Origin of the sequence: Paenibacillus konkukensis, from assembly GCF_023523925.1 — a bacterium.
GTDB lineage: Bacteria > Bacillota > Bacilli > Paenibacillales > NBRC-103111 > Paenibacillus_S > Paenibacillus_S doosanensis.
The window spans coordinates 5,598,833-5,621,116 of record NZ_CP027059.1; the positions used below are offsets into that span (position 1 = coordinate 5,598,833).

The following is a 22,284-nucleotide window of genomic DNA, read 5'->3' on the forward strand; positions in this document are numbered from 1 at the left end:
AACAACTTAAAGAGGTGTTCAACATGAGTTATCGCCTTGGTGTCGATACCGGCGGAACGTTTACCGATATTGCTCTCATTCATGAACAAACAGGCGAGGTGCATGTAGCCAAGGTGCCTTCGACTCCTCACGATCCGTCCGAAGCTGTTATTAACGGGGTACGCGAAATTGTGAGTCAAACGGGAATTGACGTGAAGAACATCTCGTTCTTCATCCACGGCTCTACCGTGGCGACGAACGCGCTTCTGGAGCGCAAAGGCGCCAAGACCGCGCTGCTCACGACCAAAGGCTTTCGCGATGTGTTGGAAATCGGCCGGCAGTCCCGCCCGAAGCTGTACGATTTCAAAGCAAGGAAGAAGGTTCCGTTTGTCTCGCGCGATCTGCGTATTGAAGTGAGCGAGCGGATTAAGGCGAACGGGGAAGTGCTGGAGCCTTTGGATCCGGAAGAAATACGTGAGATCGCGCACAGACTGAAACGCGAAGGCGTGCAGTCCGTCGCCATATGCCTGATCAACTCCTACATGAATGACACCCATGAGAATATGATCCGGCAAGCGTTGCAGGAAGAATACCCAGAAGCTTATGTCACGCTGTCGAGCGAAGTACTTCCCGAGTTCAAGGAATATGAGCGGACCAGCACGGTGGCGGCAAATGCGTATGTACTGCCAAAGATGAAGGGATATCTGAATCGTCTGGTAGGCAGTTTGAAGGAAATCGGCGTTCGGTCGGAGCTATACATTATGCAGTCGAACGGCGGGATCATAACTGCGGAGAGCGCCATGCACACTCCGGCCAGGACGGTGCTTTCGGGCCCTGCGGGAGGGATTCTGGCGGGATTGTTCATCGTGGAAACGACGCCTTATAAGGATCTGATCACTATCGACATGGGAGGCACCAGTCTCGACACCGCTTTGATTGAGAAGGGCAGGCCGCAGTACACCACCATGAGCGAGGTGGAAGGCAGCCCGATCAAGCTGCCGATGATCGAAATGCATACGATCGGCTCGGGAGGCGGCAGCATCGCCTGGATCGATGTGGGGGGAGCGCTGCGCGTCGGGCCGCAGAGCGCGGGCGCCGTGCCGGGCCCGGTAAGCTACAACAAAGGCGGCATGGAGCCGACCGTAACGGATGCGAACGTTATATTGGGGCGGATCAATCCGGGCTACATTTTGAATGGGAAGATGAAAATGAATCTCGAGCTGGCCCGTCAGGTGATGAAGGAAAAAATCGCCGACCCTCTCGGCATTACGATAGAAGAGGCGGCTGAAGGGATTCTCAAGGTCGTGAACGCGAATATGATTCGCGGCATCCGGGTCATTTCGATCGAGAAAGGACACGATCCGCGCAACTTCTCGCTTGTCGCCTTCGGCGGTGCGGGCCCGGTACATGCCGTCGAGATAGGCAAGGAGCTGGGCTGCCAGGAAATCATTATTCCTCCGAATCCCGGGATCACGTGCGCGATGGGGATGTTAATGGCCGATGTGCGGCACGACTTTGTACAAACCGTGCTGTCCGGTGTCGCTCAGTTAAAGCTGGATGATGCCAATGATGTCATCGCCCGCCTGGCGGAGGAAGCACGAGGGCAGCTGCATAAGGAAGGCTTCGCCGACGGGGAGATTCACCTGCAAGTTGCGCTCGATCTGCGTTATTTGCGCCAGGCGTATGAAATCGATGTGCCGATCCGGGGGCTGAAGCTGAACGGGGAGATGCTGGAGCAGGCAGTGAACGACTTCCATAGGATGCATCATAAAATATACGGTTTCAGCCGGGAGGAGGAGACGGTCGAGCTGGTTAACATTCGGCTGATCGCCATTGGGGCGATTCCGAAAATTCGTTTCGACAAAAGGGAAGGGGGTTCGGAAACGCAGGAGGCACTACCTTCCCGCCAGGTGTTTTTTGACGGCCGATTTGTGGCAACGCCGGTGTACAACCGTTCCGGTTTACGTGCGGGAGCAGTTGTAGAAGGGCCGGCCATCTTTGAGCAGCTCGACTCCACGATTGTCATCCATCCAGGGCAAAAAGCTGAGACCGACGATTACGGTAATCTGCTCATCCATTTGTATAACGCATAACGAATCCAAGGGAGGACGGACCATGAGCGCAAAAGTTGATGCCATCACGATAGAAGTGATGAAGAACGCTTTTCATACCATTGCCGAAGAAATGGGCGTCGCTTTGATCAAAACGGCATTGTCCACGAATATCAAGGACCGGATGGACTGCTCTACGGCAATTTACACGAAGGACGGCAAGCTGGTGGCTCAGGCGGAGCATATTCCGCTTCACTTGGGGCTGATGCCTTCCGTTGTCGGCGAGGTGCTGAAGATCTACAAGCCTGACGAACTGAAGGAAGGCGATGCGATCCTGATTAACGATCCGTATATTAGCGGCTCGCATCTTCCAGATATTTTCATGATCTCCCCTGTATTTCATCAAGGTCGGCTTGTCGCATTAACCGCCAACATTGCGCATCATATTGATGTCGGCGGCATGACTCCGGGGAGCTGCTCGGTCAAAACGACAGAAATTTTTCAGGAGGGGCTCAGGCTGCCGGCCATTCGCGTGCGTAAAGCGGGCGTTATGGACGAGGAGGTGCTGCGACTTTTGACGAAAAACTCACGGACCGGCAAGGAGATGCTCGGCGACATTTACGCCCAGCTCGCCGCCAACAAAATCGGTGAAACCCGTCTAAAGGAGCTGTTCGAGCGGTATTCGACCGATTTCACGGAAACGTGCATGAACGAGCTGATGAACTATTCGGAACGGAGGCTGCGGGCGGCAATTCGCAAGGTTCCGAACGGAACGTATACCTTCGAGGACTATTTGGAAGGCGACGGCCTCACCCGGGATTTGATCAAAATCGCGGTGCAGGTTTGCGTCAAGGACGACGAAATTCACGTCTCGTTCGAAGGGACTTCGCCGCAGGCTCGAGGCTCTATCAATTCGACGATCGGCGTTACAAGCGCCTGCGCCTATTACGCCGTCAAAGCGCTGCTCGACCCGGAGGTGCCGCCGAACGACGGAGCCTATCGGCCGGTTCGCGTTCACGCCAAGGAGGGCACCGTCGTCAACGCGAAATTCCCGGCAGCGGTCTCCAACGCCAATGGTAACACGTCGCAGCGCATTACCGACGCGATTCTCGGGGCGCTTGCTCCCGTGCTTCCCGAGGCGGCTATCGCCGCCTGCTCCGGCTCGATGAACGGACTTAACTTTGGCGGCTTTAATGAAGCGACCGGCGAATACTTTTCATACATCGAGACCTGCGGAGGAGGACAAGGCGCTGTGCTCGGACTGGACGGGATGAACGGTGTGCATACGCATATGACGAATACGCGCAATACGCCGACCGAGGTTATTGAACAATCGTATCCCCTGCTCGTGAAGAAGTATTCGTTTGCTGAAACCGGCGGCGGGTACGGCAAATTCCGCGGCGGCGTGGGAATTACCCGGGAGATTGTTTCGGAATCGGACGATGTGATCGTTACGATCACGTCTGAACGCCAGAGAACGAGACCATGGGGCTTGTTTGGAGGTAAGGAAGGCGCAGCGTCGGAATGCATCCATATTACAGCTTCAGGCGAAGTGACGAATTTGCCGCCCAAGGCGACATTGGCGATAAACAAAGGAGATACTGTGATCATTAGTACGCCGGGCGGTGGCGGCTACATGGACCCGTTCTCCAGAGACCCCGAACTGGTACGGGAGGATGCGCGCTTAGGCTATGTCAAGCCGGATGAAGCTGCCAGGGAATACGGCGTGGTGCTGATCCCGGAGACGCTGGAGATTGACGCAAAGCGGACAGCGCAGCTGCGCCGGAGCGGAACAGCCCATGTATGATTTGATGCAAAACGCGGCCCGACGCCGCTTCAATCACATGGTTAGGCAAGGAGGCCAGCTATGCGGGTAGCAGGAGTAGGTTTAAGCTGCATGGATATATACGAAAACTTGGGTCGTTCTTATCCGACGGGCAATAGCGTCGATTTCGTTATCCATCTAAGCCGGCTCGGCGCGGATACGTCGATGGTTAGCGTCGTCGGTACCGATGATTACGGCCGGCAGATGGCGGGCGTGCTGCGCAGGGAAGGTGTTGACATCAGCCATTTGCATGTCGCCGAGGGGCGGACGGCGATGTTTCGAATGAATCTGAACGGAAACGACAGGGTTCATAAGGAGAAAATCGAAGGCGTCATGGTCCGGTTCGCTTTAACCGATGAGGATATTGAATTCATCGCTGGACATGATTGCGTGCATACGAATTTTTCCGGGAGAGTAACCGGTTCGCTTCCCGCGTTCAAAGATCGCGGTCTGCTGACGGTATTCGACTTCTCGACGCGCGTATTTAAAGAAGAGGCCGAGCTCGCACTGCCTTACATTGACTATGCCTTTTTCTCTTATGAGCAGGAGGATGATTTCATTAAAGAGTATATGCGGTGGGCGCAGCGCCTCGGCCCCCGCGCGGTGATCGTAACCTTGGGCGAACAAGGCAGCCTCGCCTACGACGGCACCCGGTTTTATCGTGAGGGTATCGTTGCGGCTGAGCGGGTAGTAAATACCGTCGGAGCGGGGGATTCGTTTTGTGCCGGCTTCATGTACGGCGTATTCCAGGGCATGACGCTTCAAAACTGCCTGCTTAGCGGAGCCGAGGTCGCCTCGGCCGTGGTCGCCAGGTTTGAGCCGTATTAAGGCCGGATTCTACCAAACAACGAAAGGCAGGGCAAACAAGATGATCATCGACGTCCATTCCCATCCGATTTTTTACAAAGACATATGCGGAGACAAGGAAACACTGAATTTCCGCAAAGAGCAATTCGGCATTTTCAAGCAGTCTCCATACCCGTTGGAATCGGCGCTCATCGAGATGGGCTACATGGATGTGGCCAAGACAGTTCTGCTGCCCGAGGATATTACAACGCTGCATGGCGGCTGCATTATCACCAATGAGGAGATTAAGAGCATTGTTGATCTCGCTCCGGACCGTTTTATCGGCTTTGCCAGCGTCGATCCCCACCGTCCGGATGCAGTGGAAGTGCTGGAGCACGCTTTTACAAGCCTTGGCCTGAAGGGGCTTAAACTGCATCCGTCCAAGCAGCAGTTTTATCCCTATGAGGAGATGCTGAAGCCTATCTACGAGATATGTCTCAAATACGACAAGCCGGTCATGTTCCATGCGGGAATGAGCTGGCAGCCGGACGCGCCAGCGAAATATTCCCATCCGCTGCACTTCGAGGAAGTGGCTATCGCTTATCCCAAACTGCGGATGTGCCTCGCTCATTTCGGCTGGCCATGGATTCACGAGACGGTGATGCTGCTGCTGAAATATCCGAATATTTATACGGACACGTCTTTGCTGCATATGGATAATGCGAAAGATTTTTACGAACAGGTTTTCACGCGAAATATGGGACCGTTGTGGATTGAACGCAATCTTGCCGACAAAGTTATGTTCGGTACGAATGCACCGCGTTTTCGGGCCAAACGGCTGCTGCCTGCGCTCAAGGGACTCCATTTCAGAGACAAGACGCTGCAAAAAATTCTCGGTCTCAATGCGCTGAAATTTATCGGGCTGGAAAGGTAGGGAGTGAAGATGGTCAAGCTGAAAAGCATCATAATCCGAACGCGGGCTGAATTTCAAATGATTAAGATTACTGAGGAGGTCCGCGCCTTCGTAGCCGAGTCGGGGGTGACGAACGGACTGGCGGCCGTCGTTACGGCCCATACGACGACCGGCATCATGGTTAACGAGGGGCTTGAATGCGTGGAAACGGACATTGAAGAGGCGCTCGAGAGGCTTATTCCGAAGGATGCCCCCTATGCGCACGCGCATTTTCTGCCCTCGTACGGGGCGACCGGCAGCAATTCGCCTTCGCATTTGAAATCAATGCTGTCGGGCAACAGTTGTCTCTTTGTCGTTCAGGACGGCAAGATGGTGACCGGTGACGCCCAGGATGTGTATTTAGCCGAATTTGATGGGCCGAAGGCCCGCAAAGTATATATTCAGGTGCTCGGAGAGTAAGGAGGGAATCCCTAGAATGAAGCTTGCCAATATGAATCAAAATTACCACCGATATCCGCTGGAATATTTTTTGGACTCAACGGTTCGCACCGGTTTGGAAGCGATCGAGCTATGGGCGGGCACTCCCCATCTGTACGTAGATGACGCATCGGCTCAAGAAGTGGCTGGGGTATTGAAGCAAATCAAGCAAAGAAATTTGGAGTTGGTTTGCTTTACGCCGGAGCAGGCGATTTATCCGATTAATCTGTCCGCGAAGGACGACGCCTGCCGTAAGCGCAGCATCGAATATTTCCGGAAGTGCATTTCTGTAACCAACGCGCTCGAGTGCCCGAAAATGCTAGTTATTGTAGGTTTCGGCTTCTATAGCGAACCCGAGGAAGAAGCATGGAAGCGGGCTGCGCAATCACTGCATGTGCTGGCGCAGGATGCGGAGCAGTCGGGTGTTACGCTTGTCCTCGAATCGATGTCCAATATCGGCTCGAATGTGATTTATAATCTCGACACACTCCAAAGGATGCATGCACAAGTGAATTCTCCGGCAATGAAGGTGATGCTCGATACGATTCCGATGGTGCTGGCCGGCGAAACCATCGAGGAGTACGGAGCTGCGTTTGGCAATGAGCTGGTCCACGTTCACTTTCTTGACGGGGACGGCTTGACGACGGCTCACTTGGCATGGGGAGAAGGCAAATTTTCGCTGGACAACTTTATAGATGGTTTGAAAACAATCAACTACAACGGATATTTGACACTGGAGCATATTTCCCCTAAGTACAATTGGGACCCAGAAGCTGCCGTGCGCCAAAGCCTGAAGAGCATTGGCTCTAAACTGCTTTCTCAGTAAAGTTCAAATCCATTACCGGGAGGTTCTTATCTTGAAACAAACGACTGCTAATCAGAACATAACAGCTCAGCTGGAAACGATTTTTGAGGCCTTTAAAACCAGAACGATCCGCCGGGTTTTCTTCGTAGCGTGCGGTGGCTCTTCCGCATTGATGTTTCCCAGCAAATACTTTCTGGATCGCGAATCGGCGGCGATCACTTCGGAAATATTCAGCTCAAACGAATTTATCCATCGCAATCCGCAATCGCTGAATACGGAATCGTTGGTCATTCTTATGTCGCATAAGGGGAAAACGCCGGAAACGACGGAGGCGGCCAAATTCGCCAAGAGCAAAGGCGCATTGACCGTATCGCTGATGTATGTGGAAACGGCGCCTCTGGCGGATGAGTCGGATTACACTGTCAACTACAGCTGGGTTTCGGCGGGGCACATGGAGCCGGAGCCGGAGATGATGAACTATGCCATTTTATACAGATTATCCATGGGGCTTTTGTACGTGAAGGAAGGCAACAAGAAGTATGAGAAGCTGGTCAGCAGCCTGGAACAACTCGGTGCAGTATTCGAAAGGGTGATGAAGCAGGTAACAGAGCCTGCCAAGGCGTATGCAGAATCGGTTAAAGACGAGAAGATCATCTACACGATGGCGAGCGGCTCAAACTATGGCGTCGCCTACTCCTTTGCGATTTGCATCTTGATGGAGATGCAGTGGAAGCATTCGCATGCGATACATGCGGGGGAATTTTTCCATGGACCATTTGAAATTCTCGACAAGGATGTTCCGTTCATCTTGCTGATGGGGCTGGATGAAACGAGACCGCTGGAGGAACGGGCGTTAACCTTCCTGAAGCAGTACGGGGAAAAAGTGCTGGTGATTGATGCGAAGCAGTTCGATTTGACCGGAATTGAAGAGGAAGTGAAGGGATACTTGGCTCCGATTGTAATCAATTTTGCTCTGCGGATTTATGCATTGGCTCTTTCCAAGGCGACTGGACATCCGTTGGAGACGAGAAGGTATATGTTTAAAGTACCCTATTAAGCCGGGGTCGTATCCGTGCGGGCAATGCAGCGTGCATAATGTCAATCGGTGGACGGACATTTATCCAAATATTTCCATGAGAGAGGAAGCCGGCTTCAATCGGAGCCGGCTTGTTTGTCGTTTTCTTGTACGTTCTTCACTCCGCCGCGATGGCGCGGATTTCCGCGAGAGTCGCTTCGTCGAGCTCGGCCTCGGCCGCAGGCAGCACGCCGAGAATGTGGCTCGGCTTGCGCACGCCGACGAGCGCGCTGGCGAGCGCCGGATGGGCGAGCACATAAGCGATGGCGAGCTGCGGCATTGTCAGATCGAAGCGGGCGGCGATCGCTTTGAGCTTCTCGACCTTGTCGACGTTCTTGCGCAAGCCTTCGCCGGTATGCGCGGCGTTGCGCGAGCGCCAGTCGTTGGCCGGGAAGGTCGTGTCGTAGGTATAGTTGCCGGACAGCAGACCCGAAGTAAGCGGGCTGTAGGCGACGACGCCGATGCCGCGTTCGAGGCAGAACGGCAAAATTTCCTTCTCTACGGCAGGTCTCAGGATGGAGTAGGGAGGCTGCAGCGAGTCGACATGCCGTACGGCCAGCGATTGCTCCAGCAGGTCGACGTTGTAGTTGCTCACGCCAACGTAACGGATTTTGCCGTCCTGAACGAGCTTGTCCATCGCCCGCATCGTTTCTTCCGCAGGAGCCTTCGCATCGGTATCCGGCCAATGCATCTGATACAGATCGATATAGTCGGTTCCGAGCCGCCGCAGCGAAGCTTCCGCCTCGCGGATGACGGATTCGTACGTTCCGTTCTTGGAGATAACATTATTCTCGTCCCAGACAAGGCCGCATTTGGTGGCGAGCACGACTTTATCGCGGCTGTCCTTGAGCGCTTTGCCGAGCACCTCCTCCGAGTGTCCCAGTCCGTACACGGCGGCGGTATCATAGAAGGTAACCCCCGCATCGAGCGCCGCGCGCACGCTCTCGAAGGAAGATTGATCGTCCTGGTCGCCCCAGGCGCTGGCCCAGCCGGCGCCGCCGATAGCCCAAGAACCGAAGCCGATAACGGAAATGTCCGGCCCGTTTTTGCCAAGTTTACGGTATTTCATAGCGATGTCACTCTCCTTGTATTATTATTGCGGGAAGAACGGAGCGCGCTTCATATAAATGCTCTCGATGCGCTCGACGATCGGAGCGTCCTTCTCGCTCTCTTGCTTGACCTTCTGCCATTCGGGATCGTTGCGGAACGCCTCCCATTGGCGGTCTCTCTCCTCCATGTCCGCATACTGCATCACGTAGTAGAGGCGGTTGTTCTCCGCGTCCATATCCTCCCAGAAATCGTTTACCCGCATGCCGTGCCTGGCGAAAATCTGCAGGGTGAAATGGGTGAACCGGTCGCGGATCGCCTGCATGCGGCCGGGATGCATATGATAAATTCGCAGTTCGTACAACAAATGAATCCTGCTCCTTTCCGTCAACTAAGTTTCATTATAAGCGAGTTTGTCCAAGCAGGAAATGACTGAAAATTTTGAAACTTAGTTTCGCAAGAGTCACTATGTTACGTTGAGGTTAGGCGATATGCAGCCGATGCTCACAGGGATGGCCGGACATAAATAACAAAAAGCCGGAGAACGGCAGCTCGTAAACAAGCCGTTCTTCCAGCTTCGTCATGACCGCTGCGTCAACGCAAACGGTGCGAAAGCTTATGCGTGCTGCAAGCCTTGTCTCCGAGCCGGGCGTCCGCCGCGGCAGGGGACGGGGGCCGTTACCCACTGCCGGACGATTCCCCCGCCGCTGCGGGGGCTTCCCCGCTGTCCGCCGCGGGAGCCCGGTGCGAGCTGTACACCGCGAAGCCGAGCATCGTAGCGAGCAGGACGCCGCCGCCGGTATAGAAGGCGGCCGTCAAGCCGAGCGCCTGGCCGAGCAGCCCGAACATGGCCGGGGCGACCATCTGCGACAGCCGGTTCGTCAGCAGGCGCAGCCCCATCACCTTGCCGCGTTCGTTATCCTTCGTTTCCTCGACCATAATCATAATGGTGATCGGCAGGTTCATACCGATGGAGCTGCCGAGCAGAAACGTAAGAACGGCGATGCCGATCAGGTGCAAGGACGCGACCGGAATGAGGATTAGGCAGACGGAGGCTATACAGCCGGCGACGATCAGGATTTTCTCCAGCGTCGCCAGCTTCATCAGCCGCCCGAGCAGGAAGCGGGATACGAAGCCCGACAGTCCCATCAGCGAGATGACCGAGGAGATGACGAAGGCGGAATAGCCGTGGCCGTTCAAGTAAAGCGGAATGAAGCTGGCGTACAACGCTTGAATGAACATGATCAGGAACGTGCCGACCAGGCCGAACTGAACCCCCCGGTGCCGGGTCAGATGAATGCCGCTCACGTAACTGTTCAGCATTTCCTTAGGCTGAAACAGCTCCTTCGTTGCGCCCCGTTTGGCCGCGCCGTCGGGGGTTCGGATGAGCAGAATCAGGATGAAGCAGACGGAGCAGACGACGAGCGAGGCCACGAAGGCCGACCGGTAGCTCCACAAGGACGAGCCGGCTTGCGTTACGACCAATCCGCCGAGCAGCGGACCGACCATATTGCCGGCCGAGTTCCACATCGAGAAGCGGTTAATGTTTTTATTGCGCCGCGCTTTGTCCTGCTCCCCGTCCGATGCCAGCACTTGAAGCGAGGAAGCCATAATGATCATGCTCGTGCCGAGAAGCACCTGGGATACCGCAAGGAAGGCCAAGGTCGTGCTGAAGGACATGAGTCCCAAGGAAACGATCAGCATGAGACAGCCGATCTTCGTCATTTTCATCGGGCCCATCGTATCGATCATCTGGCCGATCGGCATGGCGATAAACATCGGCACGAGCGCGCGCAGCGTGACAATAAGCCCGATCAATGCCGTCGACGCGCCCAGCGCTTCGGCATACAAGGTAAAAAACGGCTGCGCCACCGACATCACTCCGAAAAAAATCCCGCCGCCGTATATTCCGACGGCCCGCACCGCTTTTTCCATATTCATAGCAAGTCACCTTTCTTTAGTGGAAAAATACTTGTATTTTTTATACTATGAAGAATGAGAAGACAAGTAAATGAGCGAAAATGAATGACCTTATTCATTTTTTGAATATCCTTCCCGCAGCTTCGGCCGGCTCGGCGGATGAGCGGATTTTTGGGGGAAAGGCGGCGCGCCGTATGACATTCGATCAAATATTAACCTTCGTGACCATCTATCGCCTGGGCAGCATCTCCAAGGCGGCGGAGAAGCTGTACCTGCCTCAGCCGACCGTATCGCACCGGATCAAGCAGCTGGAGCGGGAGCTCGGCAAGCCGCTGCTCATCCGCGCGAACGGAACCGTTCGGCTGTCGCAGGAAGGCAGCGCGTTCCTGCCCTATGCCTTAAGCGCGCTGAACTCGTTGGATCAAGGGCGCGAGGCGGTCGATCAGCTGAAGCAGGGGATGCCGGGCACGCTGTCGCTCGGCTGCAACAATTCGTTCGCCGGCACGATGCTGCCGCCGATTCTGGAGAGCTTCATGGCCGAGCATCCGGGCATTGCGATGAAGGTGTACTGCTACTCGACGGAGGAACAGGTGAACATGCTCAAGTCCAAGCATATCCAAATCGGCATTACCCGCTATACCGCCAATGCCCCGGACATTACCTTCAAGCTGCTCTATGCTCACCCGGCCTACGCCGTGATTTCCAGGGATCATCCTTATGCGAAGCGCGACATGCTCACCCTGCAGGATGTTCTGAAGGAGCGGCTTATTCTGTATGAATCGGACAGCATTTCCCGCAAAAAAATCGACCTGACCTTCAAAGATTTGAATATGCTGTACGATCCGCATTATGAGACGAACAATTTGCAGCTGATTAAATTTTGGATCAAAAGCACGATGGGCATTTTTCTATCCTGTCCGCTGTATATGCAGCCGGAGATCGAATCGGGAGAGATGGTGGCGATTCCGATCGAGCACAATCCGTTCCCGCTGAATCAAATCTTTCTTATGTACCGGGAGGAAGACGTAAGCAGTTTGGACTATTGGTTTATCCGCCATGTCGAGCGGCAGATGAAGCTGTTTCGTCCCAAGGAGACGGGGGAGGAGCGGGGCGGGAGATGACGCCGCCGGGAAGCGGGCCAACCGGCTCTGCCGTTCTGCGGCCCGGACATGAAGTGCGCGCTTATCTCGGAAAGCGGGCAGAGCGCAAATAAGCCGTAAACCGATAGCGGTTGACGGCTTATTCTGCATGCTCACACTTGAAACGTTCGCAGCTTTACCAGGTCGCGCTGGAGCACCGTGCCGCCTTCCAAGGGCTTGAACGTCGTTTTCGTAACGCCGTACACGTTGGTTACAAAGGTGCGGTCCGCTGATTGAGTGATGCGAACCTCGTATTTAAAGGCAACCTTGGACACGTCCGCGAACAGGAACACCGATTGACGGGGGCCGACCGTTACCGTACACCGGGTGGTGCGGCAGGGGCTTACTTTCAAAGGTACGGGGGAGCCGCTGGACCAATCCAGCACTTGGACCGTAACCCTGCGGGAATGCTTCCCCAGATTGACGCAGTCTACAAGAGCATATTTGGTTCGGGGATTTCTTCTAAGAATGCCGGTCGTGTACACGACGCGGGTTCTTTTGTGATGCAAAGCTTTGTTGGCCGGCATAGGATCACTCTCCCAATTTACATACTTATACTTTAGTAAATGCCGGAAACGAAAGATTGCTTGGACGAGTGAAACCTATTCTGCTCACTCGGGGCTGAAGCGGACGTTACCGCCGGGGCCGGTTCGAGCTGTCCGGGATAGGGCGCTCTTCCGGTTTTATTTTATACGATACGGTATGTGCATCTTATTATTGGAAATGAATATAAAAAACAGCTAACTTGGGAAACGACTCGCAGGCACTCGGGTGGTTGATGCCAATCAAGCGGCAGCGGATAGGGGAGATGACATCATTCATAAGGAGAATATATCCGCAGGTCAAATGGGAATGATGATGTTCCTGATGGTTGGGGCTACAGCCATTCTGGCCGTTCCCTCCATTACGGCGAAGCATGCGGGGCGCGATATGTGGTTATCGCCGATCTGGGGGTCTCTTAGCGGTTTTCTTGTCGTTTATATCGCATGGCGGCTTCACGCTTTGTATCCGAACAAAACGCCAATACAATACAGCGAGATGATAGTCGGGCAGTATGTGGGGAAGGCGGTCGGATTCGTGTTTCTTTTTCTTCTTCTGCAGGGTGCAGGCGGGGTCGTTAGAGAATACGGAGAATTCATTTCGGTGGCATTTCTTCCGGAAACTCCCGTTGCCCTCATCTTATTCAGTCTGATACTTGTCGGCAGTTTTGCCGTATATGCCGGCGTGGAGGTGCTCGCCCGCTGCACTCAAGTGTTTTTTCCCGTTTTGCTGATTTTATTTCTGACGCTTATTCTTATGTTAAGCTCCGATCTCTCTCCGGAGAACATGCTTCCGGTCATGGAGAAGGGATTGAAGGCGTCTTTTGCCGGGTCGCTGGTTCCGCACTCGTGGTTCGTACAATTCTTTTTCTCTTCATTCCTGTTTCCTGCCCTGGGAGATCAAAGAGGGATGAGGTTCGGGATGCTATCGGTGTTCGTACTCATGGTAGTATTGGTCATCACGAATATGACCTGTCTGTTCCTGTTTGGAGAAAAGCTTGCAGCCGGTATTACATTCCCCGCGTTCCAGGCCGTACGGTATATCAGCATCGCGGATTTTCTGGCCCACTTGGAATCGATAGCGATGGCTTTTTGGATTGTCGGCGGGTTCGTGCAGATCTCATTATGGTATTACTCTCTGGTCGTTGGCGTAGCCCAATGGTTAAAATTACCGGATTATCGGGCTTTGGTGTTTCCCTGCGGCCTCTTGATCGTCATAAACGGTTTTTGGGGAATGTCGCATCCGCAAAAAATTATGATGTTTTTATCGACAACGGGGGTATTTTACAAATTGTCTGTGCTGCTGCTGCTGCCGGCGCTTCTCTTATGTGTTGCCTGGATACGAAGAAGGCGGGGAGGCGGCGGGTCGCAGCCTCCGGCTCCGAATCGGCGCTTGCGATAAGCGCCTTTTTTGTTGTATAGGAAATGATGCGCAGCCATATCCTGTGGATATCCGTGGGCTCCCCCGAAAGTAATGTCTACCCATAGAACGATCCCGGAGGAATGGTTAGACGCCGATCCAGCTTAGGCTGGATGCGGACGGAATAAGCTTCAGAGCATCACGTCATTTTTGGGGGATTTGTTCACACGCCAGAACTTATAAATTTCGGGGCTCCCCGCAAAGTACCTGAATCAGCTTCGAAGCCAAGGCCTCACTTTGTGGGGTTATTTTGTTGTCTTCCGGATACAATCATGCGCTTACGGCGCGGTGAAGGGCGGCGCGCTTCTCAGCCTGCTGGGCGGGCAGCCGAGCTGTCTGGTGAACGCTCTGGTAAACGAGAACAAGTCGGGATAGCCGACCGTCAAGGCGATCTCCGTTACCGGCATCGACGTCTCCTTCAGCAGCTGCGCCGCTTGGTCCAGACGCACCTTTTGCAAATATTTCACCGGCGGCATGCCGATCTGCTCGGTGAAGGTTTTGGAGAAATGGGTGCGGTGAATGTTGACGTAGGCGGCGATGTCGCTCACGGTAATTTTTTCGGCGTAGCAGGTATGAATGAAGTCGAGGCTTTTTTTCAGCCAGAAATCCGGCATGCGTGGATCGGCCTCCGCTTTCCGGTCGGGGAGCAGCTTGGCGAAGATGCGGAGCATGAGGCTGTTCCACAGAATGAGCTGCTTCCTGCCGAGATTTTTGGGCAGCTGGGTCATCTGGTGAAAGACCGATTCCAGGTCGGGGTCGACGACTTTGCGCTGGTACATCAGCTCCGGGGTGATTCCGGCCATCGTCATCAGCTCCGGAACTTGGCTGCCGTTGAAGCCGAACCAGATCATCCTGAGCCGCGATTCGGACGACACAAGCCGGTACGAGTAAGGAACATGGGGAAATTTGCAGAACATATCCCCCTTGCCCAGGATGACTTCTTGGCTGCCGTACAGAAACCGGACGCGTCCTTCCCTGACAAAATGTATAGTATAATGCCCTGTTCGTCGCGGACCGAGGCTGTAGTTGGACTTGGCGACGTTATGTCCCATATGCACGAAGTACAAGCCGCCGGCCGTATCGAAGGAATCCGCTTCATGAACCCAGCGGTCGGCGTATTCATGGGAATACTCTTGCACGGAAATCACCTGCCGTTGCTCGGATGAGTGGATAGTCAGCGTTTTATCCCATCATAGCGCACTCCCAGCGATTCTAAAAGCCCTTTCCTCTTCTTCCCTACGAATTGCCAAAAAACAGCCTACCGTTTGATATTCCTAACCGCCGCAGGCTTGACGGATAATGGGAGCAGCAAGTCGCAGGGAACGAAATAATTTTGGGAGGTTTCTGCAGTTATGAACATTTCTACCTCGTTAAACGGATTCGGAACCGACTTTGAACGGGCGATTCCGGCTTGCAAGGCCGCAGGCTTTGAAGCGTTGGATTTTAATTATTGGGACCATCAGAAGGATGTTATGGCAAAGACGGCGGAGGAAGAGGAAGCTTGGGCGCATCGCATTCGCGATTTGGCCGACCGGAACGGTTTGCCGTTTACGCAGATGCACGGGCCGGTGCATGGAGGGCTGTTTCACGATATGGTGCTGGGACTCACGCCGGAAACTTTCTTGCAATTGGCGGAGAGATCGATCCGGACCGCGTCCATTCTGGGCATACCATGGGTTGTGTTTCACGGCAGCGGCATTTCGGGGACGGAATCTTACCGCGAAGTGACGGAGTATAACGTGCAGTTTTTCCGTAGGCTGTTTCCCGTAATGGAACGGACGGGGGTCGGCATCGCGCTCGAAAACTTCTACGACCGCGCGCCGCGCCCCCATGCGGCGCGGCGAAAGTACTGCGCGGCGCTCGATGAGCTGGTCGAACTGGTCGACGCTCTGGATCATCCGCTGGTCGGAGCTTGTCTGGATACGGGTCATGCCCATGAACAGGGCATTCATCCGAGCGAATACGTCCAATTGGGCAAGCGGCTGAAAGCGACTCATATTAACGATAACGACGGATTATCGGATCAGCATTTGCTTCCGTTCCAAGGCTCGATCGATTGGACGGCGGCGATGAAGGCTCTGCGTAAGATGGAATATGAGGGCGATCTGACGTACGAGACGCACCGGCCGATCGTCGTCCTGCCGCAAGCGCTGCGGGAAGAAGGGCTGCGGTATGCCGCGGCGGTAGGGAAATACTTGATCGGACTGAGAGAGGAGCAGACAGAAGCATGAAGCTGATCGCGGTGGATTTGGACGGAACGCTGCTCGGGGGAACATCGGGCAGATACGGTTTGCTGCCGGCCGGAGTCGAGGCTCTGCGCCGGGCGGCGGGACAGGGCAAGACGATAGCCGTCGCGACGGGCAGGGAGCTGCCGTTCATTCTCGGCTTGCTTGAACGCGAAGGCATTGTGCCGGAGCGCGAAGGGTGGCCGCAGCTGATCATCTCGGAAGAGCGGTTCATCCACCGCTTGAATGGGCAGGGCGAGTATGCGCCCGAGGCGGAATGGAACGAGGCGATTGAGCGCGCGGAGCGGGAGCACTTCGGCGCCGTCATTGCGGGCGTCGCTGCGCTGCTCGAAGGGGAGCTGGCTTCTGTGGACGCCGCTTCGCGGCGATGCGAGAGCGGGAAGGAAGAGGCGAGAGGCTTCGTCGAGGTGCTGTTCACCCATGCCGACGCGGCCCGAGCCGGCGAGGCGGTTATCGCGGACTGGCTGGCTCAGAGCGGGCTGCCTTACTCGGCCGTGCGCAATGTGGCGGGCGTCGCCATCCGCCGCTTGGGCGCAGGCAAGGGTCCGGTGCTGGCCCGCGCTTGCGAGCTGCTGCGGATCGCTCCGGAGCAGGCGCTCGCGATCGGGGACAGCTGCAACGACCTGTCCATGCTGGATGGCGGCCACGGCTTCGCTGCCGCGGCCCCCGGCAACGCCGAAGAGGAAGTGAAAGCACGCCTTCGGGCGTCCCGCGGCTACATCGCGGCAGGCAATTGCGGGAACGGCGTGGCGGAAGCGGTGTACGCTATGCTGCCGGAGCTTAGGGAATGAGTCCCCGGCAGCGGGCGGCCAGGGCGTTCAGGGACAGGCGGTTCCGGCAAGCCGTGGAGAGGGAGGTACGGCAAGCTTGCGCTGGACCCAGCAGCTTCGTCACTTACCTCCAGGTTACTAAGTAGAGCTTAATACAGTCCTTGTCATGCTCCCCCTTATTGACTATGATGTGGGTATAAATCATTGACATGGGCGGAGTGATCACTTTGGCTAACGGCGAGGCTCATTATCGGATTCCTCTTTTTTGCGCGGTAACCCTGCTGTTCTGGTTTTCCATGTATACTTGCGTTCCGATTTTGGCCTCGTATGTGGAGTATCTGGGCGCATCCCACCAAATGGCCGGTTTTATCGTCGGGATGTACGGGCTCAGCCAAATGCTGCTGCGGATTCCCGTAGGCGTGCTCTCCGACCGTTTTCACAAGCGTAAATTGTTTATTTTGTTCGGCTTGCTATTCTCCGTACTGGCAGGGCTCGGCATCCTGATCACGCAGGAGCTTACCTGGATTCTCATCCTGAGGGCACTTGCGGGTGCGGCGGCCGCCACTTGGGTCGATTTTACGATCTTATTCGTAAGCTACTTTAAGAAGGAAGACACGACCCGGGCGCTCGGGACGCTGTCCTTTTACAACTCGATGGGACAGATGCTCGGCATCCTTCTCGGCGGATGGTTTGCCGACCGGTTCGGATGGGAGTCCTCGTTTATCGTCGGCGCGGTCGTCGGGGCGATCGGGCTTGTCGGCGCGTTGTTTGTAGTGGAGAAGATGGATAAGCAGGCGCAAAAAATTACGTTCGAGGGCGTTGTGGAAGTTGCCAAGGACCGGACGCTGCTCACCGTTTCCTTCTTATCCATTTTGTTTCAAATTTTGACCTTCGCCACGGTGTTCGGCTTCACGCCGGTATTCGCCCAGTCGCTGGGAGCGAGCAAGCTGGACATGGGGCTGCTAACCTTCTTTTCCACGTTCCCGACCGCGTTAGCCGCCTGGTTCGGGGGAAGGCATCTGGCGCAAAAGCTGGGTGAGCGCAACACGATCATTGCCGGCTTCGTTATTAGCGGGGTGTTCACGGTGGCGATTCCTTTCACATCGTCGCTCTGGGTGCTTATGCTGACGCAAGCTTTGGCCGGGTTCGGAAGAGGCTTTACCTCTCCCGTGCTGATGTCGCTTAGCATTAAGCATATGGATACCGGAAAACGAGCGACGGCGATGGGGTTCTACCAAGCGATTTACGGCCTGGGGATGTTCGGAGGTCCTTTATTCATGGGAGCCGCAGGGGATTGGCTGTCCTTGGAGAAAGGCTTCCTGATGGTCGGCGCTCTCGGCTGCGTCACCTCCGTACTCGCTTACCTGCTGCTGAACAAGGCGGGAGCCGGAACGGTCGCGCCTCCCCGCAAGCCCGACGCGCTGGCGAAATGATTTCATTTTGGCGATACCTAAGGAGACACGTTAGTGCGAACGGCAGTCGGAATTGGACCGGCTGCCGTTTTTTTTGTTGTATATCCGGGGGCTCCCCCGAAAGTAATGCCTACCCATAGAACGATCCCGGCGGAATGGTTAGGCGCCGATCCGGCCGAAGCGGGATGCGGACGGAATAAGCTTCAGAGCATCGCGCCACTTTTGGGGGATTTGTTGTGCTGGCGGGCATCCTGTTTGACAAATACAGTTAACGGTCCTAAAATGTTGGATGCGGGTTTGCCCCGCAGCGTAAAATGCCAAAGCTCCTCTGTCGTACAAGCGAGGAATTATAAATAACGATGTTAAGGGTAGCGCGATGCTGCCCTTATTGTTTTGTCGGGGAAGGTATTCAGCGTAACGAGAACGGGGGTGTTGCAGCGCGGGATTAAATACTATAATCCGATAGGAGAGCAATGTGATAATATAAAGGCAAACTCCAGTAAACGGCTAAAGGGGCATCCAGATGATCATCCAAAAAAATATTTTTTCCAAAATGAATGCGATTATTTTCGTTTTTCTCATCCTCATTATCCTGCTTTACGGTTTGTCGAATCAGGCCAGCGTTCGCGTAGTAGAGGGGCTGCTGCAAAAGGAGAAGAGCAATCAGCTCGAGTTTTTCCACAAACAGCTGGATTCGATCGCTCTCAGCTTAGCCATGAATGCGATTACACTCACCCGAGATACGACGATACTGGGCATGGAGAGAACGATGCAGACCGGAGAACAGCCGCTCTTGAACCAAATCGAATCGACAGTTCAGGAGAAGCTGACTCTTCAAAGCTCTGCGAACACTTGGTACAACGATATTACCTTGTATTTTCCTTCGGTCCAAAGAACGCTGTCTACGACGCTGCGTCAAGCTCCGTACAATGAGCAGCAGTTGAACGCGGAGGTAAGGAATGCCGGCTGGAGCTACCGATCGGACCCCGATCGTCCGGACATGTCGTCCTTCGTCTATTACGCGGGGGGACCGATTAATGAGAACGGCGCGCTGAAGGAGAGCGGAGTGATTGTCGAAATCGCTTTGTACGAGCAAAATATTACATCGCTGATGGATCAGCTGAAGACGGGCAGCAAGGGCGATCCGTTTATGGTGGACCGTCAAAACCATATCAGCTACAACCGGACCTCGGATAAGCAGACGACCGACGCCGTCGTTCATGCTCTGTTTCAAAACAAGCTCGAGGATAAAGGAAACGTTGTGACGGAAATCGGCAGTCAGACGTATTCGATCAGCTACGTGTATTCCCAAGCGCTTGGCTATTATATTGTCGATTACACGCCGTTGGAGCAAATCCTGTCTCCGTTAACCAAGATTCGAAATTTCTTTTACGGCTTTATCGCCCTGCTGCTCGTGCTGGGAGTCATGGCTTCCTACTTGCTGTACAAGCATGTGCAGAAGCCGCTGCACGCGCTTACCGGGGTATTGAAAAGATTTCAGCACGGCGATTTTAGCGTGAGGCTGAACAAATGGTTTCATAACGAATTCGATTTTGTCGTTGTTCGGTTCAACGATATGGCCGGGCAAATCCAGCATCTGATCGAAAACGTATACGAAGAAAAAAACCGGTCGAGGCTGGCTACGCTGAAGCAGCTTCAAGCGCAAATTAACCCCCATTTTTTATATAACAGTCTGAACTTCATCATTAGTTCCGCCAATCTCGGGCGCAATGAACCGGTCATCGCCATGGCCTACAATTTGAGCGATTATTACCGTTATATTACAAGGCTTGACGACGATAACTCTTGTCTTCGGGATGAGCTGAAGCTGGTGACCAACTATTTGGAGATTCATCAGCTAAGGCTGCAAAGAATCCGGTACGACATTCATGTTCCCGAAGAAATGATGAACCTGCGCATGCCTAGACTCCTCATACAGCCTATCGTGGAAAATGCGATTGTCCATGGCCTGGAGATGAAAGTGGGCAAAGGAACTCTCGTGATAACGGGAGAGGCTTCCGGCGAATACAGGCGAATTACGATCGAAGACGACGGCGTCGGTCTTTCGGCCGACAGGCTGCGGCTGCTGACGGAGCAGCTTAACCGTCCTATGGAGGAGACCAAGGGCTACGGGCTTTGGAACGTGCAGCAGCGGCTGCAATATTGGTTCGGCGAAGACGCCGGATTGGAATTGAAGGCGTCATCCGGCCTGACGGGGCTTAGTGTGACCTTATATTGGAGAAAGGATGCGGATTATGATGCAGTTGCTTCTCGTTGACGATGAGCCGGTGATTTTGGAGGACTTGGAAATTTTCATGAGAAACACGATGTGCTTTGACCATGTGCATACGGCCGGCTCCGGGCACGAGGCGGTTCAAATATTAGAGCAATCCCCCATAGATATTATGGTGACAGATATCCGCATGCCGGGGATGTCGGGTCTTGAATTATGCGAATATGTCAAACAAAAGCAGCTGGATATCGAGTACATTCTTTTATCGGGCTATGCGGAGTTCGAATATGCCCGGCAGGCGCTGCAGAGCAATACGGCGGCATACTTGCTGAAGCCGGTGAAGAAGGAGGAGCTGCTGCAGACGATCCGGCAGTCGGCGGACAGGCTGAAGCAGAAGAGGGAAGCCGCGCTCGCCAGCCGAAAGGCGCAGGAGACCGTCCGCTCTCATCTGGTCCAGCTCCAAGCTTCGCTCCTGCTGGATGTGCTCAAAGGGAAGCGATGGGCTCCCGAGAAATGGACGGAACAAACGGAGAAGCTGAACATTCCCTTCTCATTCGGAGAGCAGGCCGCTATTATGCTGGTTCGCATTGAAAACCGGTTTCTGGAGTATGACGAGCGCAGCATCGCTTTATTCGAGTTTGCCGTCGTCAATATCGCGGAGGAAGTGCTGCAGGAATATTTCGAAGTCTGGACATGCCAAGACGACAGCCATTATCTGGCCTTCATGATCAAACGGAGAAACGGGGTTTCGACGGATGCGTCGAGCAAAAAGATTCTTGAGCAGCTGGTCCCGCAATTGCAGCAGACTATAGCATTGTGTCTCCAGGGGAAAATCTCTGTCGTCATCAGCGATTTTGCAACCTTTCCCTTGTCGGTGGCCGAGTGGTACCAGCAAGCATTGGCGCTCTTCAGAAGGATGCCCGAAAGCGAGCAGGAGCTGTTCCACCGCTTGTGGGATCAGCCGCCGCATATGCCGCTGCGCCCTCTTCAGCGATTGTATGAGCCGCCTACGGTACTGCAGCTGATCGAAACGGGACGGTGGCAGGATGCGGAAGAGCGGCTGAACTATATTTTTGAAGAGCTGAGCGGCAACGGGATGGACACGGCGGAGTCATTGTCGGAGGTGTTTTTATCATTATCGAATGCTTACGCCTATCTGATTCATATGAACGGGCTGCAGATGGCCGATGTATTGGAGGACTCCTACAGGAGCGGAACCCATGCCTCCGCATTTCGCACGGTCAAGCAGCTTCACGGATGGGCGTCTCAGGCGCTGGAGCGGATCAAAGAACGGATCGGCGCCGGCGCTAAAGTCAACAAGAGCGCGCTCGTTTTGCAAATCCATCAATATATTGAGCGCCATCTGTCCGAGGATGTCACTCTCCAGGCGATTAGCGAGCACGTGCATCTGCATCCCGCTTATTTGTCGGCGGCGTACAAGCAAGAAACGGGCGTGAACTTGAGCGAATATATATACCGGTACCGCATGGAAAAGGCCGCCTATCTGTTAAGAAATTCGAAGGCCAAAATTTACGAAATAGCGGCCCAGCTCGGGTATCAATATACGCCGTACTTTACCAAGCTGTTCAAGAACTATTATGAAGTATCGCCGCAAGAGTATCGCGCTTTTGTCGGCCGGGAGTAAGC

The 22,284-nt window shown here is 54.5% G+C and carries 19 protein-coding genes; 14 read left to right on the forward strand and 5 right to left on the reverse strand.

Features of this window, described 5'->3' with window-relative positions; translation table 11 throughout:
* Positions 1 to 23 precede the first annotated feature (23 nt).
* The 7 genes from SK3146_RS24360 to SK3146_RS24390 are packed head-to-tail and all read left to right on the forward strand — an operon-like array spanning position 24 to position 7,893.
* Positions 24 to 2,072: a hydantoinase/oxoprolinase family protein gene (locus SK3146_RS24360; protein WP_249861196.1), complete on the forward strand. Its 2,049-nt coding sequence runs from the start codon at positions 24 to 26 to the stop codon at positions 2,070 to 2,072.
* Between the two features lie 22 nt (positions 2,073 to 2,094).
* Entirely contained in the window at positions 2,095 to 3,837 is a 1,743-nt protein-coding gene (locus SK3146_RS24365) for a hydantoinase B/oxoprolinase family protein (RefSeq protein ID WP_249861197.1), read from the forward strand.
* Positions 3,838 to 3,897: 60 nt separating this feature from the next.
* Complete coding sequence (gene frlD / locus SK3146_RS24370) at positions 3,898 to 4,683, forward strand: fructoselysine 6-kinase (protein ID WP_249861198.1); 786 nt, start codon at positions 3,898 to 3,900, stop codon at positions 4,681 to 4,683.
* On the forward strand, positions 4,670 to 5,575 hold the full coding sequence (locus SK3146_RS24375) for an amidohydrolase family protein (RefSeq protein ID WP_249861199.1): 906 nt from the start codon (positions 4,670 to 4,672) through the stop codon (positions 5,573 to 5,575). The genes frlD and SK3146_RS24375 overlap by 14 nt, the downstream gene beginning before the upstream one ends.
* A 57-nt stretch (positions 5,576 to 5,632) precedes the next feature.
* Positions 5,633 to 6,013, forward strand: coding sequence for a secondary thiamine-phosphate synthase enzyme YjbQ (locus SK3146_RS24380; protein ID WP_249861200.1), 381 nt, complete (start codon positions 5,633 to 5,635; stop codon positions 6,011 to 6,013).
* Positions 6,014 to 6,029: 16 nt separating this feature from the next.
* Positions 6,030 to 6,857, forward strand: coding sequence for a sugar phosphate isomerase/epimerase family protein (locus SK3146_RS24385; RefSeq protein WP_249861201.1), 828 nt, complete (start codon positions 6,030 to 6,032; stop codon positions 6,855 to 6,857).
* A gap of 31 nt (positions 6,858 to 6,888) precedes the next feature.
* On the forward strand, positions 6,889 to 7,893 hold the full coding sequence (locus SK3146_RS24390) for an SIS domain-containing protein (protein WP_375295563.1): 1,005 nt from the start codon (positions 6,889 to 6,891) through the stop codon (positions 7,891 to 7,893).
* A gap of 136 nt (positions 7,894 to 8,029) precedes the next feature.
* On the opposite strand, the gene SK3146_RS24395 is transcribed toward SK3146_RS24390, so the two are convergent.
* The 3 genes from SK3146_RS24395 to SK3146_RS24405 all read right to left on the reverse strand — a co-directional run bounded on the left by SK3146_RS24395 (position 8,030) and on the right by SK3146_RS24405 (position 10,899).
* Complete coding sequence (locus SK3146_RS24395) at positions 8,030 to 8,980, reverse strand: aldo/keto reductase (protein WP_249861202.1); 951 nt, start codon at positions 8,978 to 8,980, stop codon at positions 8,030 to 8,032.
* Positions 8,981 to 9,004: 24 nt separating this feature from the next.
* Positions 9,005 to 9,325: an NIPSNAP family protein gene (locus SK3146_RS24400; RefSeq protein ID WP_249861203.1), complete on the reverse strand. Its 321-nt coding sequence runs from the start codon at positions 9,323 to 9,325 to the stop codon at positions 9,005 to 9,007.
* Between the two features lie 311 nt (positions 9,326 to 9,636).
* Positions 9,637 to 10,899: an MFS transporter gene (locus tag SK3146_RS24405; protein ID WP_249861204.1), complete on the reverse strand. Its 1,263-nt coding sequence runs from the start codon at positions 10,897 to 10,899 to the stop codon at positions 9,637 to 9,639.
* Positions 10,900 to 11,072: 173 nt separating this feature from the next.
* Here SK3146_RS24405 and SK3146_RS24410 point away from each other — a divergent pair, with 173 nt between their 5' ends.
* Entirely contained in the window at positions 11,073 to 11,999 is a 927-nt protein-coding gene (locus SK3146_RS24410) for a LysR family transcriptional regulator (RefSeq protein ID WP_249861205.1), read from the forward strand.
* Between the two features lie 131 nt (positions 12,000 to 12,130).
* Here the strand turns inward: SK3146_RS24410 and SK3146_RS24415 are convergent, their stop codons facing one another.
* Positions 12,131 to 12,544 (reverse strand): hypothetical protein, encoded by a 414-nt coding sequence (locus SK3146_RS24415; protein WP_249861206.1) that lies wholly within the window; start codon positions 12,542 to 12,544, stop codon positions 12,131 to 12,133.
* Positions 12,545 to 12,788: 244 nt separating this feature from the next.
* On the opposite strand from SK3146_RS24415, the gene SK3146_RS24420 reads away from it, so the two are divergent.
* Complete coding sequence (locus SK3146_RS24420) at positions 12,789 to 13,958, forward strand: GerAB/ArcD/ProY family transporter (RefSeq protein ID WP_249861207.1); 1,170 nt, start codon at positions 12,789 to 12,791, stop codon at positions 13,956 to 13,958.
* Between the two features lie 296 nt (positions 13,959 to 14,254).
* On the opposite strand, the gene SK3146_RS24425 is transcribed toward SK3146_RS24420, so the two are convergent.
* Positions 14,255 to 15,124, reverse strand: coding sequence for a helix-turn-helix transcriptional regulator (locus tag SK3146_RS24425; RefSeq protein WP_249861208.1), 870 nt, complete (start codon positions 15,122 to 15,124; stop codon positions 14,255 to 14,257).
* A 204-nt stretch (positions 15,125 to 15,328) separates the two neighbouring features.
* Between SK3146_RS24425 and SK3146_RS24430 the strand changes: the two genes are divergently transcribed.
* The 5 genes from SK3146_RS24430 to SK3146_RS24450 all read left to right on the forward strand — a co-directional run bounded on the left by SK3146_RS24430 (position 15,329) and on the right by SK3146_RS24450 (position 22,282).
* Positions 15,329 to 16,207, forward strand: coding sequence for a sugar phosphate isomerase/epimerase family protein (locus SK3146_RS24430; RefSeq protein WP_249861209.1), 879 nt, complete (start codon positions 15,329 to 15,331; stop codon positions 16,205 to 16,207).
* On the forward strand, positions 16,204 to 17,013 hold the full coding sequence (locus SK3146_RS24435) for an HAD family hydrolase (protein ID WP_249861210.1): 810 nt from the start codon (positions 16,204 to 16,206) through the stop codon (positions 17,011 to 17,013). Before SK3146_RS24430 ends, SK3146_RS24435 begins: the two co-directional genes overlap by 4 nt.
* A gap of 206 nt (positions 17,014 to 17,219) precedes the next feature.
* Positions 17,220 to 18,425, forward strand: a complete 1,206-nt coding sequence (locus tag SK3146_RS24440) for an MFS transporter (RefSeq protein ID WP_249861211.1) — start codon at positions 17,220 to 17,222, stop codon at positions 18,423 to 18,425.
* Between the two features lie 502 nt (positions 18,426 to 18,927).
* On the forward strand, positions 18,928 to 20,682 hold the full coding sequence (locus tag SK3146_RS24445; protein WP_249861212.1) for a sensor histidine kinase: 1,755 nt from the start codon (positions 18,928 to 18,930) through the stop codon (positions 20,680 to 20,682).
* Positions 20,660 to 22,282, forward strand: coding sequence for a response regulator (locus SK3146_RS24450; protein ID WP_249861213.1), 1,623 nt, complete (start codon positions 20,660 to 20,662; stop codon positions 22,280 to 22,282). The genes SK3146_RS24445 and SK3146_RS24450 overlap by 23 nt, the downstream gene beginning before the upstream one ends.
* Positions 22,283 to 22,284 lie beyond the last annotated feature (2 nt).

Excerpts from the sequence above, each read along its gene's own strand:
- SK3146_RS24360 (WP_249861196.1), top strand. The coding sequence starts at position 24 with ATGAGTTATCGCCTTGGTGTCGATACCGGCGGAACGTTTACCGATATT.
- SK3146_RS24365 (WP_249861197.1), top strand. The coding sequence starts at position 2,095 with ATGAGCGCAAAAGTTGATGCCATCACGATAGAAGTGATGAAGAACGCT.
- frlD (WP_249861198.1), top strand. The coding sequence starts at position 3,898 with ATGCGGGTAGCAGGAGTAGGTTTAAGCTGCATGGATATATACGAAAAC.
- SK3146_RS24380 (WP_249861200.1), top strand. The coding sequence starts at position 5,633 with ATGATTAAGATTACTGAGGAGGTCCGCGCCTTCGTAGCCGAGTCGGGG.
- SK3146_RS24385 (WP_249861201.1), top strand. The coding sequence starts at position 6,030 with ATGAAGCTTGCCAATATGAATCAAAATTACCACCGATATCCGCTGGAA.
- SK3146_RS24395 (WP_249861202.1), bottom strand. The coding sequence starts at position 8,980 with ATGAAATACCGTAAACTTGGCAAAAACGGGCCGGACATTTCCGTTATC.
- SK3146_RS24405 (WP_249861204.1), bottom strand. The coding sequence starts at position 10,899 with ATGAATATGGAAAAAGCGGTGCGGGCCGTCGGAATATACGGCGGCGGG.
- SK3146_RS24410 (WP_249861205.1), top strand. The coding sequence starts at position 11,073 with ATGACATTCGATCAAATATTAACCTTCGTGACCATCTATCGCCTGGGC.
- SK3146_RS24415 (WP_249861206.1), bottom strand. The coding sequence starts at position 12,544 with ATGCCGGCCAACAAAGCTTTGCATCACAAAAGAACCCGCGTCGTGTAC.
- SK3146_RS24430 (WP_249861209.1), top strand. The coding sequence starts at position 15,329 with ATGAACATTTCTACCTCGTTAAACGGATTCGGAACCGACTTTGAACGG.
- SK3146_RS24435 (WP_249861210.1), top strand. The coding sequence starts at position 16,204 with ATGAAGCTGATCGCGGTGGATTTGGACGGAACGCTGCTCGGGGGAACA.
- SK3146_RS24445 (WP_249861212.1), top strand. The coding sequence starts at position 18,928 with ATGATCATCCAAAAAAATATTTTTTCCAAAATGAATGCGATTATTTTC.
- SK3146_RS24450 (WP_249861213.1), top strand. The coding sequence starts at position 20,660 with ATGATGCAGTTGCTTCTCGTTGACGATGAGCCGGTGATTTTGGAGGAC.